Raw genomic sequence first — 12893 nt, forward strand, 5'->3', positions numbered from 1 at the left:
CAGCTGGAAATTGCAGCCTTCGCCCTCAACTTCTACCAACGTTCCGGGCAGCTTTCCTTCAAGGAAGCTCTTCACTTCTACGGCCTGCATGCTCAACCTCAATCGGCGCCCTGTGCGCACGGGTCGGACATCATACAAAAAAGCCCCGCGCCTGCGAACCCCGCTAAGCAGGACTCTGACGGGGGGCTTCTCTGTAGATGCGGTCAGGGGTGCGCCAACAGCTCGGTCAATTCGCTGACCTGAGCGATTTCACGCATGTCTTCGGGCATCCCGCGAATGCTCAGCGCCTTGCCGGCCGCCTCTGCATCACGCATGAAGCACAGCAGCAGCGACAAGCCGACGCTGCTGGATTTCAACACTGCCGAACAATCGACCACCAGTTCAGTAGCCGTGCTGGACTTGATCAACGCCTGCCCCTGCTTGCGCAGATCCGGGCCGGTGCGATAGTCCAGCATGCCACTCAACTGCAGCTCGCCGGATTCGCTCATGCGAATGGCCGACACACTCATTGGGCCTTAGTCTCGGTGGATGCCTTGGCTTTGGCGACTTCCCCGGCCCAACCGTTGATGGTCTTGTCCAGGTCGTTGCCATTGCGCTGCATCGCATCAGCGAACTGATCACGGAACAGCTTGCCGATGTTGATCCCGTTGATGATCACGTTGCGCAGCTTCCACTCGCCATTGACTTTCTCGAGCGTGTAAGACACAGGATAGATCGCGCCGCTGCGGCCTTTGACTGTCATGCCGACGCTGGTGCGGTCGCCCGACTCGTCTTTGGCTGGATCAACAGTGATGCCCTGGTTGTTGTACTCAAGCAAAGCATTGCCATAAAACTGGAACAGGCCCTTCTTGAAGTTCTCTTCGAAGGTTTTCATCTGTGCCGGCGTGGCTTTCTTTGAGTACTTGACCGTCATGATGCTCTTGGAAATACCCTCGGCATCCACCACAGGTCCGACGATCGTGTTCAACGCCGTATAAAAGTCCTGCGGGTCCTGCTTGTACTTCTCTTTGTTGGCCGCCAGATCGGCCAGCATCCGGTTGGTGGTGTCCAGTACCAGTTCGTGCGCGGAAGGCGCCGCTACGGCGTTAGCCATCAACGGCAGTGCCGCGAGTACTATCAACAGGCCACGTCGCAAGGTAGAGATCATTTAACAGTTCCTCATTTAGCTTCTTTGCTAACGGTATTGAGCAAAAATTTACCGATCAGGTCCTCGAGCACCAGCGATGACTGAGTGTCGTGAATGGTTCCACCATCCTTGAGCAAGGCTTCTTCGCCGCCCACGCTGATACCGATGTACTTCTCGCCCAACAGGCCAGCGGTCAGGATAGATGCAGTGGAGTCAGTCGGCAGGTTATCTACGCGCTTTTCCAGTTGCATGGTCACCCGACCGGTGAAGCTGTCGCGGTCCAGATCGATCGCTGTGACCTTACCGATGGTCACACCGGCCATGGTCACTTTGGCTCTGACCGTCAAACCGGCGATATTGTCGAAGTACGCATAAAGTTTATAGGTGTCGGTGCTCGGGCTCGGGGACAGGCCACTGACCCGCAAAGCCAGCAACAGCAACGCCAGGATGCCAGCCAGCAAGAAAAGGCCGACACCGATTTCCAGGGTGCGGTTTTGCATCAGAAATCTCCAAACATCAAAGCGGTCAGAATAAAGTCCAGGCCGAGAACAGCCAAAGAGGCATACACCACGGTCTTGGTTGTGGCACGACTGATCCCCTCGGAAGTGGGCTCACAGTCATAGCCTTGGAATACGGCGATCCAGGTCACGACGAACGCGAAGACGATGCTTTTGATAATGCCATTGAGCACATCATCAGTGAACGTCACGCTGTTTTGCATGTTCGACCAGTAAGAGCCTTCGTACACACCCAGCCAGTCGACAGCCACCCACGAGCCGCCCCAGATACCCACCACGCTGAAGATCATCGCCAGCACCGGCAGGGAAATGAAGCCTGCCCACAGGCGCGGGGCAACAATGTATTTGAGCGGGTCGACACCAATCATTTCCAGACTGGACAACTGTTCGGTGGATTTCATGTTGCCGATTTCGGCAGTCAGTGCCGAACCGGCACGCCCGGCGAACAACAACGCCGTCACAACGGGCCCCAGTTCACGCAGCAGCGTGAGCGCAACCATCTGCCCGACCGCCTGCTCCGAGCCGTAGCTCGACAAAATGTTGAAGCCTTGCAGTGCCAACACCATCCCGATGAACACCCCGGAGACCACAATGATCACCAGGGACATCACGCCGACTGAATGCAGTTGCTTGATCAGCAGGCCAAAACCGCCGCCGATGCCACCGCGCCCGAGCAAGGCATGAAACAGGAATATCGTCGAACGACCGAACACCGCCAGCACATCGATGCCGGCGTGACCAAACCGGCGCACGCGTTCTATTAATGAAATCTTGCGCATCAACGCTTCCCCAGAAGATCTGCGCGGTAATCCGTCGCTGGAAAGTGGTATGCGACCGGACCGTCGGGTTCACCGGTCATGAATTGACGGATCCGTGGCTCCTGCGAATTCATCAATTCCTCGGGAGTCCCCTGCCCCAATACCTGGCCTTCACCGACGACATAGATGTAGTCGGCAATGCTCGCGGTTTCAGCCAGATCGTGGGAAACCACGATGCTGGTGATGCCCAACGCATCGTTGAGCAAGCGGATCAGGCGTACCAGCACGCCCATGGCGATGGGGTCCTGGCCGACAAAAGGCTCGTCGTACATGAGAATCTGCGGGTCGAGGGCAATCGCCCGGGCCAGCGCTACACGACGCTTCATGCCGCCGGACAATTCGTCAGGCATCAGGTCGATGGCGCCACGCAAGCCCACTGCCTGCAATTTAAGCAGGACGATGTCACGGATCATTTCTTCCGGCAGCTCGGTATGAACGCGCAGCGGGAAGGCGACGTTCTCGAACACGTCGAGATCGGTAAACAGGGCGCCGCTCTGGAACAGCACCCCCATGTGCTTGCGCGCATCAAACAGATCACTGCGCGACAACTTCGGCAGGTTCTGGCCGTTAACCCAGACTTCGCCCTTTGTCGGACGCAATTGTGCGCCCATCAATCGCAACAGCGTGGTTTTGCCACACCCGGAAGGGCCCATGATGCCGGTGACCTTGCCGCGCGGGATACGGATATCGACGTTATTGAAAATGCTGCGCGTACCGCGCTTGAAGGACAGTCCCTTCAGCTCGACCGCGTAGGCGTTATCGGCACTCATCTAAACTCCTTGCGATGCAGCCTCTCACTCGGACGCTTGACTCTCTGACGAAAGCACATACCTCCCGGGCAGGCCGAACTGGCCGCGAACTATATCACTGCAAAGGCCCAGCGCCCAAGGCCAAAGCCAGCCCATCTTCAGTAACTTCACTGGTAAAAAGCCTTGTTTAGAGGGGAGTCCGTCATCGGGACTGACAAAGCGCAACGAACTTGCGTGAGGGTTTTGATCATTACCGCTATAATCGCCGCCTTTTCATCAGGCTATACGATTTCTGACATGAGCCAATCCAGTGACCTGATTCAATCAGCGCAACGCACCATCCGCCTCGAACTGGAAGCCGTAGAAGGCTTGCTGCCCCACATCGACGCAGATTTCGTACGCGCTTGCGAGATGATTCTGGCCAGCAAAGGCCGCGTGGTGGTAGTCGGCATGGGTAAATCAGGACACATCGGCAACAAGATCGCCGCGACCCTGGCCAGCACCGGCACCACGGCTTTTTTCGTCCACCCGGCCGAAGCCAGCCACGGCGACATGGGCATGATCACGCGAGATGACATCATCCTGGCCCTGTCGAACTCCGGCTCCACCAATGAAATCGTGACCCTGCTGCCCCTGATCAAGCGCCTGGGCATTCAATTGATCAGCATGACCGGCAACCCGGATTCCCCGCTGGCCAAGGCCGCCGAGGTCAACCTCAACGTTCACGTCGAACACGAGGCCTGCCCACTGAACCTGGCACCCACCTCCTCCACCACGGCCGCCTTGGTGATGGGCGATGCCCTGGCCGTTGCGCTGCTGGAAGCCCGCGGTTTTACCGCTGAAGACTTCGCCTTTTCCCACCCCGGTGGTGCACTGGGCCGACGCCTGCTGCTGAAAGTGGAGAATGTCATGCATGCCGGGCAAGAGCTGCCACAGGTTCAGCGCGGCACCCTGCTTAAAGATGCCTTGATGGAAATGACCCGCAAAGGCTTGGGAATGACCGTTGTTCTGGAAGCTGACGGCAAACTGGCCGGGATCTTCACCGACGGTGATTTGCGTCGCACACTGGATCGCAGCATCGACATCCACAGCGCCACCATCGATCAGGTCATGACCGCTCATGGCAAGACCGCCCGCGCCGAAATGCTCGCCGCCGAGGCCCTGAAAATCATGGAAGACCACAAAATCAACGCGCTGGTCGTGGTCGACAGCGAAGACCGTCCGGTCGGAGCCCTGAACATGCACGACTTGCTGCGTGCGGGAGTAATGTAATGAACAAGGACCTGCTGCAACGCGGCCAACAGATCAAACTCGCTGTGTTCGACGTCGATGGCGTGCTGACCGACGGGCGCCTGTACTTTCTCGAAGACGGCAGTGAATTCAAGACGTTCAATACGCTCGACGGCCAAGGCATCAAGATGCTGATGGCAGCGGGCGTGCAGACCGCTATTATCAGCGGCCGCAAAACCCCGGTGGTCGAACGGCGAGCGAAAAACCTCGGCATCCCCCACCTTTATCAGGGGCGCGAAGACAAACTGGTGGTGCTGGACGAGCTTCTGGCTCAACTCAACCTAAGCTATGAACAAGTGGCCTACCTCGGTGACGACCTGCCGGACCTGCCGGTGATTCGCCGCGTCGGCCTGGGCATGGCGGTAGCCAACGCCGCCAGCTTCGTGCGTGAAAACGCCCATGGCATTACCGCTGCCCGAGGTGGCGAGGGTGCCGCTCGCGAATTCTGCGAATTGATCCTGCGCGCCCAGGGCCGCCTCGATGCGGCCAACGCTGCATACCTGTGAGCCCACTATGCTGAGCAAAAAGTTTCGTAACATCCTGTTATTCAGTTGCATCGCCGCGCTGTTCGCTGCGGTGGGCTACTGGAACATCAGCCCGGAACGCTTCCTCGACAAACCCGTGGTCAAGGTCGATGACAGCGCGATCGACTATTACGCGATCAACGCCCACAGCGTGCAGTATCTGCCGGACGGTAAATTGCAGTACGAAATGACGTCCGACAAGGTCGAACACCTGAAAGCGTCCGAGGTCACATTGCTGACCAATCCGGACCTGAACATGTTTCGCGGCACCGAGTTCCCCTGGCACGTCCAGAGTGAACACGGGGAGGTCAACCCGGACGGCACCCAGGTCGAGCTGATCGATTCGGTTCGCATCACCCGTTTCGACGAAAAAAACCGCAGGACCCTGATTACCACCACCCGTATGACTGTGTTCCCGCAGCAGCAATATGCGCAGACCGATCAACCCGTTAGTATCGACGGCGCTGGCGGTGTATCGACAGGCATCGGAATGAAAGCGTACTTGAAAGAAAGCAGGATACACCTGCTATCTAACGTAAGAGGACAGTATGAGGCTCGTTAAAACCCTCCCTATTTTGCTCAGTCTGGGCGCAGCACTGGGAAGCGTGAGCGCCTGGGCTCTGCCGAACGATCAAGAGCAGCCTATCCGCATACAAGCCGACGACGCCCAACTGGACGACAAGAACGGCGTTGCCACTTATACAGGCGACGTGATCATCACCCAGGGTTCGATGAAGGTCACCGGCAATAAAGTGACCATGACCCGCACCCCGGCTGGCGACATCGACGTAGTGACTTCGGTGGGCAATCTGGCCTACTTCGAGCAACTGCAAACTGCAGGCGACCCCAAGCCTGTCCAGGGCTGGGGGGTAACCATCCAGTACCACGCCGCGCAAAATCGCGTAGTTCTGATCGACAAGGCAAAAGTTGTCGACAAGGACAACAACACCACCCAAGGCGAGAAAATCGTCTATGACACCGAGAAAAAGCTTGCCAGCGCCGGTCGCGCTACCGGCAGCAAGGTGACCGAGTCGCGTCCGCGTATCGACATGGTGATCCAGCCGAAGAAGAAAACCGACGAGCAAAAGGCCCCGTAATGGCAACTCTGAAAGCTCAGCATCTGGCCAAGAGCTACAAGAGCCGCCAGGTCGTGCGTGACGTCAGCCTGTCGATCGACAGCGGTCAAATCGTCGGCCTGCTGGGTCCTAACGGCGCCGGCAAGACCACCTGCTTCTACATGATTGTCGGCCTGGTGCAGGCCGATCAGGGCCGTGTGCTGATCGACGATCTGGACGTCAGCCACCAGCCAATGCACGGTCGTGCAAAGGCCGGCATCGGCTATCTGCCGCAAGAAGCGTCGATCTTCCGCAAACTCTCGGTCGCCGACAACATCATGGCAATCCTCGAGACCCGCAAGGAACTCGACAAGGCCGAGCGTCGCAAAGAGCTGGAAAGCCTGCTGCAGGAATTCCACATCAGCCACATCCGCGACAACCTCGGCATGAGCCTGTCGGGCGGTGAACGCCGCCGCGTGGAAATCGCCCGGGCATTGGCTACCAACCCGAAATTCATCCTGCTCGACGAACCCTTCGCCGGCGTAGACCCGATTTCGGTCGGCGACATCAAACAGATCATCTACCATCTCAAGGCCAAAGGCATTGGCGTGCTGATCACTGACCACAACGTCCGTGAAACCCTGGATATCTGCGAAACCGCCTACATCGTCAACGATGGTCAACTGATCGCTGAAGGCGATGCCGCCACTATCCTGGCCAACGACCTGGTTAAAGAAGTCTATCTGGGCCATGAGTTCCGCCTGTAAGCGTTGAGGTGTCTGGCTAGTCGACTGAGCGCTTATCACAGCAAAAATCAACAGGTTTTTATTGTTACGGCGCTCTAGGCAAACACTTCAGTTTCAGGCATATAATTTGCTTATGTTTGGCGCTCCGGCGCCCTGTAGTGGATGGCGCTTGTGCGCCGGCGAATAAGGTTTAAGCCCCTGCCATGAAACCATCGCTAGTCTTGAGAATGGGCCAGCAGCTGACGATGACACCGCAGCTGCAACAGGCCATCCGCCTGCTCCAATTGTCGACCCTGGACCTGCAACAGGAAATCCAGGAGGCCCTGGAGTCCAATCCGATGCTCGAACGCCAGGAAGAAGGCGACGACTTCGACAACGCCGACCCCTTGGCCGACAAAGCCGAGCAGCCACCCAACGCCGACATTCAGGAACCCTCCTACCAGGAAACCGCCCCCACGGTGGACAACCTCGAAGAAGGTGACTGGAACGAGCGCATTCCCAATGAACTGCCGGTCGATACTGCATGGGAAGATGTCTACCAGACCAGCGCCAGCAGCCTGCCGAGCAACGATGACGACGAATGGGATTTCACCACTCGCACATCGGCCGGCGAGAGCCTGCAAAGCCACCTGTTGTGGCAACTGAACCTGGCTCCGATGTCCGACACCGATCGCCTGATCGCCGTGACCCTGATCGACTGCATCAACAATCAGGGCTATCTGGATGAAACCCTCGAGGAAATCCTCGAGGCCTTCGATCCGGAACTGGACATCGAACTGGACGAAATAGAAGCCGTCCTGCACCGCATCCAGCAGTTCGAGCCGGCCGGTATTGGCGCTCGCAACCTCGGCGAATGCCTGCTGCTGCAATTGCGTCAATTGCCAGCCAAGACGCCTTGGCTCGCCGAAGCCAAGCGCCTGGTCAGCGACTACATCGATCTGCTCGGCAGCCGTGACTACTCCCAGCTGATGCGGCGGAYGAAGATCAAGGAAGATGAACTGCGCCAGGTCATCGAACTGGTCCAGAGCCTCAACCCGCGCCCAGGCTCGCAAATCGAGTCCAGCGAAGCCGAGTACGTCGTTCCCGACGTTATCGTGCGCAAGGACAACGAACGCTGGCTGGTGGAGCTGAATCAGGAATCGGTGCCACGGCTGCGGGTCAACGCCCAATACGCCGGGTTTGTCCGTCGCGCCGACACCAGCGCCGACAACACCTTCATGCGCAATCAGTTGCAAGAGGCCCGCTGGTTCATCAAGAGCCTGCAAAGCCGTAACGAAACACTGATGAAAGTAGCCACCCAGATCGTCGAGCATCAGCGCGGCTTCCTGGAGTACGGCGACGAAGCCATGAAGCCGCTGGTCCTGCACGACATCGCCGAAGCGGTGGGCATGCACGAGTCGACGATTTCACGGGTGACCACGCAAAAATTCATGCATACCCCACGGGGTATTTATGAGCTGAAGTACTTTTTCTCCAGTCACGTCAGCACCTCCGAAGGCGGTGAATGCTCGTCCACAGCGATCCGCGCGATCATCAAAAAGCTGGTTGCCGCGGAAAATCAGAAAAAGCCGTTGAGTGACAGCAAGATCGCTGGTTTACTGGAGGCACAAGGCATTCAGGTGGCTCGCCGCACCGTCGCCAAGTACCGCGAGTCCCTCGGGATCGCGCCTTCGAGCGAACGCAAGCGGTTGATGTAGAGCCACGCCACAGCGTTCCAGTGGTAGATCATTTGATCTACCGCTTTATGCACTGGCAACGAAGGAGAAGCTGTATGCAAGTCAACATCAGTGGACACCAACTGGAAGTGACCGAACCCCTGCGCGCCTACATCGGCGAAAAACTCGAACGATTAGAGCGGCATTTCGACAAGATCACCAACGTGCAGGTCACGATGACGGTCGAGAAGCTGAAGCAGAAAATCGAAGCCACCCTGCATATTCCCGGCAATGAAGTGGTCGCAAACGCGGAACATACCGATATGTACGCGGCGATCGACTCACTGACCGACAAGCTGGATAAACAACTCAAAAAGCATAAGGAAAAGACCCAGAGCCTCCTCCAGGGTGCAACCGGTCGTTAACACTCCCAACCCATGATCCGACTTGAAAACATCCTGACCCCCGGCCGTTCCCTCGTGAACGTGCCGGGCGGCAGTAAAAAGAAAGCCCTCGAGCAAATTGCCAACCTCATCGCCCGGGAAGTGCCGGGACTGGAGATGCAAGATGTCTTCGAGGCTTTGATTGCCCGTGAAAAACTCGGCTCGACCGGTTTTGGCAACGGCATCGCCATCCCTCACTGTCGGCTGAAGGGCTGCGAGTCGCCCATCAGCGCCTTGATGCACCTCGACGCACCCATCGATTTCGATGCCATCGACGGCGCCCCGGTTGACCTGCTGTTCGTTCTGCTGGTCCCGCAAGCGGCTACCGATGCGCACCTGGAACTACTCCGCCAGATCGCCAGCATGCTCGATCGCAAGGAAGTCCGTGATCGTCTTCGCAGCGCCCCGAGCAATGAAGCCTTGTATCAGGTTGTCCTGGACGAGCAAAACGGTCAGTAATCATGCGCTTGATCATCGTCAGCGGCCGCTCCGGCTCAGGTAAAAGCACCGTCCTCGATGTTCTCGAGGACAACGGCTACTACTGCATCGACAACCTGCCCGCCGGCCTGCTGCCAGAACTGGCGGAACGAGCGCTGATTCATACCGAACTGGTACAACCGCAGGTCGCTGTATCCATCGACGCGCGTAACCTGCCGAGCCACCTTTCGCGGTTTCCCGAACTGTTGGAAGAAGTCCGCGGCCGGCACATCAAGTGCGATGTGCTGTACCTGGATGCCGACGAAGAAACCCTGCTCAAGCGCTTTTCCGAAACCCGCCGTCGTCACCCGCTGAGCAACGCCAACCGTTCGTTGGCTGAGGCAATCGAGGACGAAAGCAATCTGCTGGGGCCTATCGCCGATCTGGCAGATCTCAAAATCAATACCACCAACCTGAACCTGTATCAGCTACGCGACACCATCAAGCTGCGCCTGCTGAATCAGCCGGAAGCCGATACAGCATTCCTGGTCGAGTCATTTGGATTCAAGCGTGGCATGCCGGTGGACGCGGACCTGGTGTTCGACGTGCGCTGCCTGCCCAACCCTTATTGGAAGCCGGAATTGCGCGCTCAATCCGGGCTTGATCAACCGGTGGCCGAGTACCTGGCGGCCCAACCGGACGTCGAAGAGATGTTCCAGGACATATCATCGTATTTGCTCAAGTGGCTGCCGCGCTTTGCCGCAAGCAACCGCGCTTATGTCACCATCGCCATTGGCTGCACCGGAGGACATCATCGCTCCGTCTACCTGACCGAACGTCTGGGCCAGGTTCTGCAACAATCCCTGAAGAACGTCCAGGTCCGCCACCGCGACCTCAGCTAAAGGATTCACATTGCGATGCCTGCTCTGGAAATCGAAATCATCAACAAGCTGGGCCTGCATGCCCGAGCTTCTGCAAAATTTGTTGGAGTGGCGGGTCAGTTCCCGGATTGCACGATCAGAGTAGGACGTGTGATCGTTCCAGGAAAACCGCCAGAATCGATAGTCGACGGTAAAAGCATCATGGCCATGATGATGCTCGCGGCCGGCAAGGGCACCTCCATCTACCTGAGTTCCGAAGGCGAGCAAGAACAGGAAGCGCTGGATGCGCTGGTGGCGTTGATCAATAACTTCTTCGACGAAGGCGAGTAACACCGCAATCCTTCGGCAATCTGGGCTTTTGTGGCGAGAGAGCTTGCTCCTACAGGGGACCAGTGCCAGGCGTATAAAAAAGGCGCGCCACCCRATYGGGTGGCGCGCCTTTTTTTATGCGGTAAGGGTTAGCTACCCGCCACTGTCATCCGCTCGATCAACACCGAGCCCGTGCGAATGTTGCTGCGCAACTCCAGGTCATTACCGACCGCAATGATCTGCTTGAACATGTCACGCATGTTGCCGGCAATGGTGACTTCCTGCACCGCAAACTGGATTTCTCCGTTCTCGACCCAGAAACCCGCCGCGCCACGGGAGTAATCGCCGGTGACCATATTCAGGCCCTGGCCCATCAGCTCCGTGACCAGCAGGCCACGGCCCATCCGACGCAGCAACGCGGCCTGGTCTTCATCCCCATGGGTGACGAACAGGTTATGCACGCCGCCAGCGTTGGCGGTGCTCGGCATGCCAAGCTTGCGCCCGGAGTACGTGCCGAGGATGTAGGAGACCAACTCACCTTTTTCGACGAACGGTTTGGCGTAAGTCGCCAAGCCATCACCATCGAATGCGGAACTGCCCAAGGCGCGCATCAAGTGCGGACGCTCATCGATGGTCAACCATTCCGGGAACAGCTTCTGACCCAGCGTGCCTTCCAGGAACGATGATTTTCGATACAGACTGCCACCGGAGATGGCCGAGAGGAAGCTGCCGAACAAACCACCGGCCAACTCAGCGGAAAACAGTACCGGCACTTCGCAAGTCGGCACCGGACGCGCGCCCAGACGGCTCGCCGCCCGTTGCGCGGCACGCTGGCCGATGCTCACCGGATCGGCCAGCAAAGTGCCCTGACGGTTCACGTCGTACCAGTAATCGCGTTGCATCTGGCCATCGGCCTCGGCGATCATCACGCAACTCAGGCTGTGGCGCGTCGACGCATAGCCACCGATAAACCCGTGGCTGTTGCCGTACACGCGGCAACCCTGATGGGTGCTGAGCGTTGTGCCATCGGCATTCTTGATCCGGCTGTCGGTGGCAAACGCGGCGGCTTCGCAGGCCAGCGCTTGTTCGATGGCTTGCTCCGGTGTGATATCCCATTGGTGGAACAGGTCGAAATCTTGCAGGTCGCGAGCCATCAGCGCGGCATCAGCCAGGCCTGAGGCTTCGTCTTCGGAGGTGTGTTTGGCAATGGCCAGCGCCGCCGCGACGGTTTCGCGAATGGCGTCAGGACCGCTCGCCGAGGTACTGGCCGAGCCTTTGCGCTGGCCGACGTACAAGGTGATGCCAAAGCCCTGATCGCGGTTGAATTCGACGGTTTCGACCTCACGCTGACGCACCGACGTTGACAGGCCCTGCTCCAGGGACACGGCAACTTCGCAGGCGCTGGCGCCCTGACGCTTGGCTTCAGCGATGATCTGCTCGACTTGTTCTTGCAGTGCCGGCAACGCTTGTGGGCCGACGCTTTCAACTGCACTCATGCTGTTCTCCACTCAAATTCTGCTTTCGGTATGGCCTTCGAGCGACCGGGCCGGACAAGCGGCCCCCGACTGGTTATCATGGCGGCGTTTCTTTGCGGACGGCCACCATGGTTGATTCTTACGACGACTCCCTCGATACGGGAGAAAAAAGCAAATCCCAGGTTAAACGCGAGCTTCATGCTCTGGTTGACCTTGGCGAGCGCCTTACAACACTCAAGCCTGACTTGCTGGCAAAACTGCCGTTGACCGACGCTATGCGTCGGGCCCTGGCCGATGCGCCCAAGCACACCGCGAATATCGCGCGTAAACGGCACCTTATGTTCATCGGCAAACTGATGCGCGATCAGGACACTGACGCCATTCTGACTTTGCTCGATCAACTCGATGCCTCCACCCGGCAGTACAACGAACGTTTCCATGGCCTGGAACGCTGGCGCGATCGCTTGATCGCGGGCGACGATGCAGTCCTGGAGAAGTTCGTGCTCGACTACCCGGAGGCTGATCGTCAGCAATTGCGCTCCCTGATCCGTCAGGCCCAGCACGAACTGGCGACCAACAAGCCACCGGCATCGAGCCGTAAAATCTTCAAGTACATCCGTGAGCTGGACGAGACTCAACGCGGTCTGCGTTAAGTCCCTTCTCGGGTGAGCCGCTCGCGGCTCACCCGAAGCTTCACTTTTTTCAAAAGCCACTTATGCGCCTGTGCCACCCACAGTGATCGCATCAATTTTCAACGTTGGCTGGCCGACACCCACCGGCACCGACTGCCCATCCTTGCCACACGTCCCCACACCGCTGTCCAGCGCCAGATCGTTACCGACCATCGACACCTTGCTCATGGCCTCCGGACCGTTGCCGATCAACGT

18 protein-coding genes and 1 pseudogene are annotated in these 12893 nt (G+C 58.1%); 11 read left to right on the forward strand and 8 right to left on the reverse strand.

Annotated elements, in window-relative coordinates:
- The 6 genes from AC1DSG_RS19875 to AC1DSG_RS19900 form a co-directional block, all read right to left on the reverse strand.
- The coding region (locus AC1DSG_RS19875) for a BolA family protein (RefSeq protein WP_477792423.1) at positions 1 to 90 on the reverse strand (90 nt) is incomplete at its 3' end.
- 113 nt (positions 91 to 203) lie between these two features.
- Positions 204 to 509, reverse strand: coding sequence for an STAS domain-containing protein (locus AC1DSG_RS19880; RefSeq protein WP_477792411.1), 306 nt, complete (start codon positions 507 to 509; stop codon positions 204 to 206).
- Positions 506 to 1147 (reverse strand): MlaC/ttg2D family ABC transporter substrate-binding protein, encoded by a 642-nt coding sequence (locus AC1DSG_RS19885; protein WP_477792412.1) that lies wholly within the window; start codon positions 1145 to 1147, stop codon positions 506 to 508. The genes AC1DSG_RS19880 and AC1DSG_RS19885 overlap by 4 nt, the downstream gene beginning before the upstream one ends.
- 11 nt (positions 1148 to 1158) lie before the next feature.
- A complete protein-coding gene (gene mlaD, locus AC1DSG_RS19890) occupies positions 1159 to 1626 on the reverse strand; it encodes an outer membrane lipid asymmetry maintenance protein MlaD (RefSeq protein ID WP_223516510.1) in 468 nt (155 codons plus the stop codon).
- Positions 1626 to 2423: a lipid asymmetry maintenance ABC transporter permease subunit MlaE gene (gene mlaE / locus AC1DSG_RS19895; RefSeq protein WP_007942748.1), complete on the reverse strand. Its 798-nt coding sequence runs from the start codon at positions 2421 to 2423 to the stop codon at positions 1626 to 1628. The genes mlaD and mlaE overlap by 1 nt, the downstream gene beginning before the upstream one ends.
- A complete protein-coding gene (locus AC1DSG_RS19900) occupies positions 2423 to 3232 on the reverse strand; it encodes an ATP-binding cassette domain-containing protein (protein ID WP_007942749.1) in 810 nt (269 codons plus the stop codon). Before AC1DSG_RS19900 ends, mlaE begins: the two co-directional genes overlap by 1 nt.
- A gap of 276 nt (positions 3233 to 3508) precedes the next feature.
- Between AC1DSG_RS19900 and AC1DSG_RS19905 the strand changes: the two genes are divergently transcribed.
- From AC1DSG_RS19905 to AC1DSG_RS19950, 10 genes are all read left to right on the forward strand, one after another.
- Complete coding sequence (locus AC1DSG_RS19905; protein WP_477792413.1) at positions 3509 to 4483, forward strand: KpsF/GutQ family sugar-phosphate isomerase; 975 nt, start codon at positions 3509 to 3511, stop codon at positions 4481 to 4483.
- A complete protein-coding gene (locus AC1DSG_RS19910) occupies positions 4483 to 5007 on the forward strand; it encodes a KdsC family phosphatase (RefSeq protein WP_477792414.1) in 525 nt (174 codons plus the stop codon). The genes AC1DSG_RS19905 and AC1DSG_RS19910 overlap by 1 nt, the downstream gene beginning before the upstream one ends.
- 7 nt (positions 5008 to 5014) lie before the next feature.
- Complete coding sequence (gene lptC, locus AC1DSG_RS19915; protein WP_477792415.1) at positions 5015 to 5587, forward strand: LPS export ABC transporter periplasmic protein LptC; 573 nt, start codon at positions 5015 to 5017, stop codon at positions 5585 to 5587.
- Positions 5574 to 6122 (forward strand): lipopolysaccharide transport periplasmic protein LptA, encoded by a 549-nt coding sequence (gene lptA, locus AC1DSG_RS19920; protein ID WP_477792416.1) that lies wholly within the window; start codon positions 5574 to 5576, stop codon positions 6120 to 6122. The genes lptC and lptA overlap by 14 nt, the downstream gene beginning before the upstream one ends.
- Complete coding sequence (gene lptB, locus AC1DSG_RS19925) at positions 6122 to 6847, forward strand: LPS export ABC transporter ATP-binding protein (protein WP_477792417.1); 726 nt, start codon at positions 6122 to 6124, stop codon at positions 6845 to 6847. Before lptA ends, lptB begins: the two co-directional genes overlap by 1 nt.
- A gap of 182 nt (positions 6848 to 7029) precedes the next feature.
- The gene (locus AC1DSG_RS19930) at positions 7030 to 8523 is read left to right on the forward strand and encodes an RNA polymerase factor sigma-54 (protein WP_477792418.1); all 1494 of its coding nucleotides are present in this window, start codon (positions 7030 to 7032) and stop codon (positions 8521 to 8523) included.
- Between the two features lie 74 nt (positions 8524 to 8597).
- Complete coding sequence (gene hpf, locus AC1DSG_RS19935; protein ID WP_007942757.1) at positions 8598 to 8906, forward strand: ribosome hibernation-promoting factor, HPF/YfiA family; 309 nt, start codon at positions 8598 to 8600, stop codon at positions 8904 to 8906.
- Positions 8907 to 8918: 12 nt separating this feature from the next.
- On the forward strand, positions 8919 to 9383 hold the full coding sequence (gene ptsN / locus AC1DSG_RS19940) for a PTS IIA-like nitrogen regulatory protein PtsN (RefSeq protein ID WP_477792419.1): 465 nt from the start codon (positions 8919 to 8921) through the stop codon (positions 9381 to 9383).
- A gap of 2 nt (positions 9384 to 9385) precedes the next feature.
- Positions 9386 to 10243 carry an RNase adapter RapZ gene (rapZ, locus tag AC1DSG_RS19945; RefSeq protein WP_477792420.1) on the forward strand — a complete coding sequence of 286 codons (858 nt, stop codon included), beginning with the start codon at positions 9386 to 9388 and terminating at the stop codon, positions 10241 to 10243.
- Positions 10244 to 10258: 15 nt separating this feature from the next.
- Entirely contained in the window at positions 10259 to 10552 is a 294-nt protein-coding gene (locus AC1DSG_RS19950; protein ID WP_477792421.1) for an HPr family phosphocarrier protein, read from the forward strand.
- A 128-nt stretch (positions 10553 to 10680) separates the two neighbouring features.
- Here AC1DSG_RS19950 and pmbA read toward each other — a convergent pair whose 3' ends face one another.
- Entirely contained in the window at positions 10681 to 12027 is a 1347-nt protein-coding gene (gene pmbA / locus AC1DSG_RS19955) for a metalloprotease PmbA (RefSeq protein ID WP_477792422.1), read from the reverse strand.
- A gap of 107 nt (positions 12028 to 12134) precedes the next feature.
- Here pmbA and yjgA point away from each other — a divergent pair, with 107 nt between their 5' ends.
- Positions 12135 to 12659 (forward strand): ribosome biogenesis factor YjgA, encoded by a 525-nt coding sequence (yjgA, locus tag AC1DSG_RS19960; RefSeq protein ID WP_007901505.1) that lies wholly within the window; start codon positions 12135 to 12137, stop codon positions 12657 to 12659.
- Between the two features lie 60 nt (positions 12660 to 12719).
- On the opposite strand, the pseudogene tldD reads toward yjgA, so the two are convergent.
- Positions 12720 to 12893: pseudogene (gene tldD / locus AC1DSG_RS19965) on the reverse strand (metalloprotease TldD); the annotation flags it as partial.

The sequence above is a fragment of the Pseudomonas sp. P5_A12 genome (genome assembly GCF_056400685.1).

Excerpts from the sequence above, each read along its gene's own strand:
- mlaD (WP_223516510.1), bottom strand. The coding sequence starts at position 1,626 with ATGCAAAACCGCACCCTGGAAATCGGTGTCGGCCTTTTCTTGCTGGCT.
- yjgA (WP_007901505.1), top strand. The coding sequence starts at position 12,135 with ATGGTTGATTCTTACGACGACTCCCTCGATACGGGAGAAAAAAGCAAA.
- ptsN (WP_477792419.1), top strand. The coding sequence starts at position 8,919 with ATGATCCGACTTGAAAACATCCTGACCCCCGGCCGTTCCCTCGTGAAC.
- AC1DSG_RS19950 (WP_477792421.1), top strand. The coding sequence starts at position 10,259 with ATGCCTGCTCTGGAAATCGAAATCATCAACAAGCTGGGCCTGCATGCC.
- lptA (WP_477792416.1), top strand. The coding sequence starts at position 5,574 with ATGAGGCTCGTTAAAACCCTCCCTATTTTGCTCAGTCTGGGCGCAGCA.
- AC1DSG_RS19900 (WP_007942749.1), bottom strand. The coding sequence starts at position 3,232 with ATGAGTGCCGATAACGCCTACGCGGTCGAGCTGAAGGGACTGTCCTTC.
- AC1DSG_RS19885 (WP_477792412.1), bottom strand. The coding sequence starts at position 1,147 with ATGATCTCTACCTTGCGACGTGGCCTGTTGATAGTACTCGCGGCACTG.
- pmbA (WP_477792422.1), bottom strand. The coding sequence starts at position 12,027 with ATGAGTGCAGTTGAAAGCGTCGGCCCACAAGCGTTGCCGGCACTGCAA.
- lptC (WP_477792415.1), top strand. The coding sequence starts at position 5,015 with ATGCTGAGCAAAAAGTTTCGTAACATCCTGTTATTCAGTTGCATCGCC.
- AC1DSG_RS19910 (WP_477792414.1), top strand. The coding sequence starts at position 4,483 with ATGAACAAGGACCTGCTGCAACGCGGCCAACAGATCAAACTCGCTGTG.
- AC1DSG_RS19905 (WP_477792413.1), top strand. The coding sequence starts at position 3,509 with ATGAGCCAATCCAGTGACCTGATTCAATCAGCGCAACGCACCATCCGC.
- rapZ (WP_477792420.1), top strand. The coding sequence starts at position 9,386 with ATGCGCTTGATCATCGTCAGCGGCCGCTCCGGCTCAGGTAAAAGCACC.
- lptB (WP_477792417.1), top strand. The coding sequence starts at position 6,122 with ATGGCAACTCTGAAAGCTCAGCATCTGGCCAAGAGCTACAAGAGCCGC.
- AC1DSG_RS19880 (WP_477792411.1), bottom strand. The coding sequence starts at position 509 with ATGAGTGTGTCGGCCATTCGCATGAGCGAATCCGGCGAGCTGCAGTTG.
- hpf (WP_007942757.1), top strand. The coding sequence starts at position 8,598 with ATGCAAGTCAACATCAGTGGACACCAACTGGAAGTGACCGAACCCCTG.
- mlaE (WP_007942748.1), bottom strand. The coding sequence starts at position 2,423 with ATGCGCAAGATTTCATTAATAGAACGCGTGCGCCGGTTTGGTCACGCC.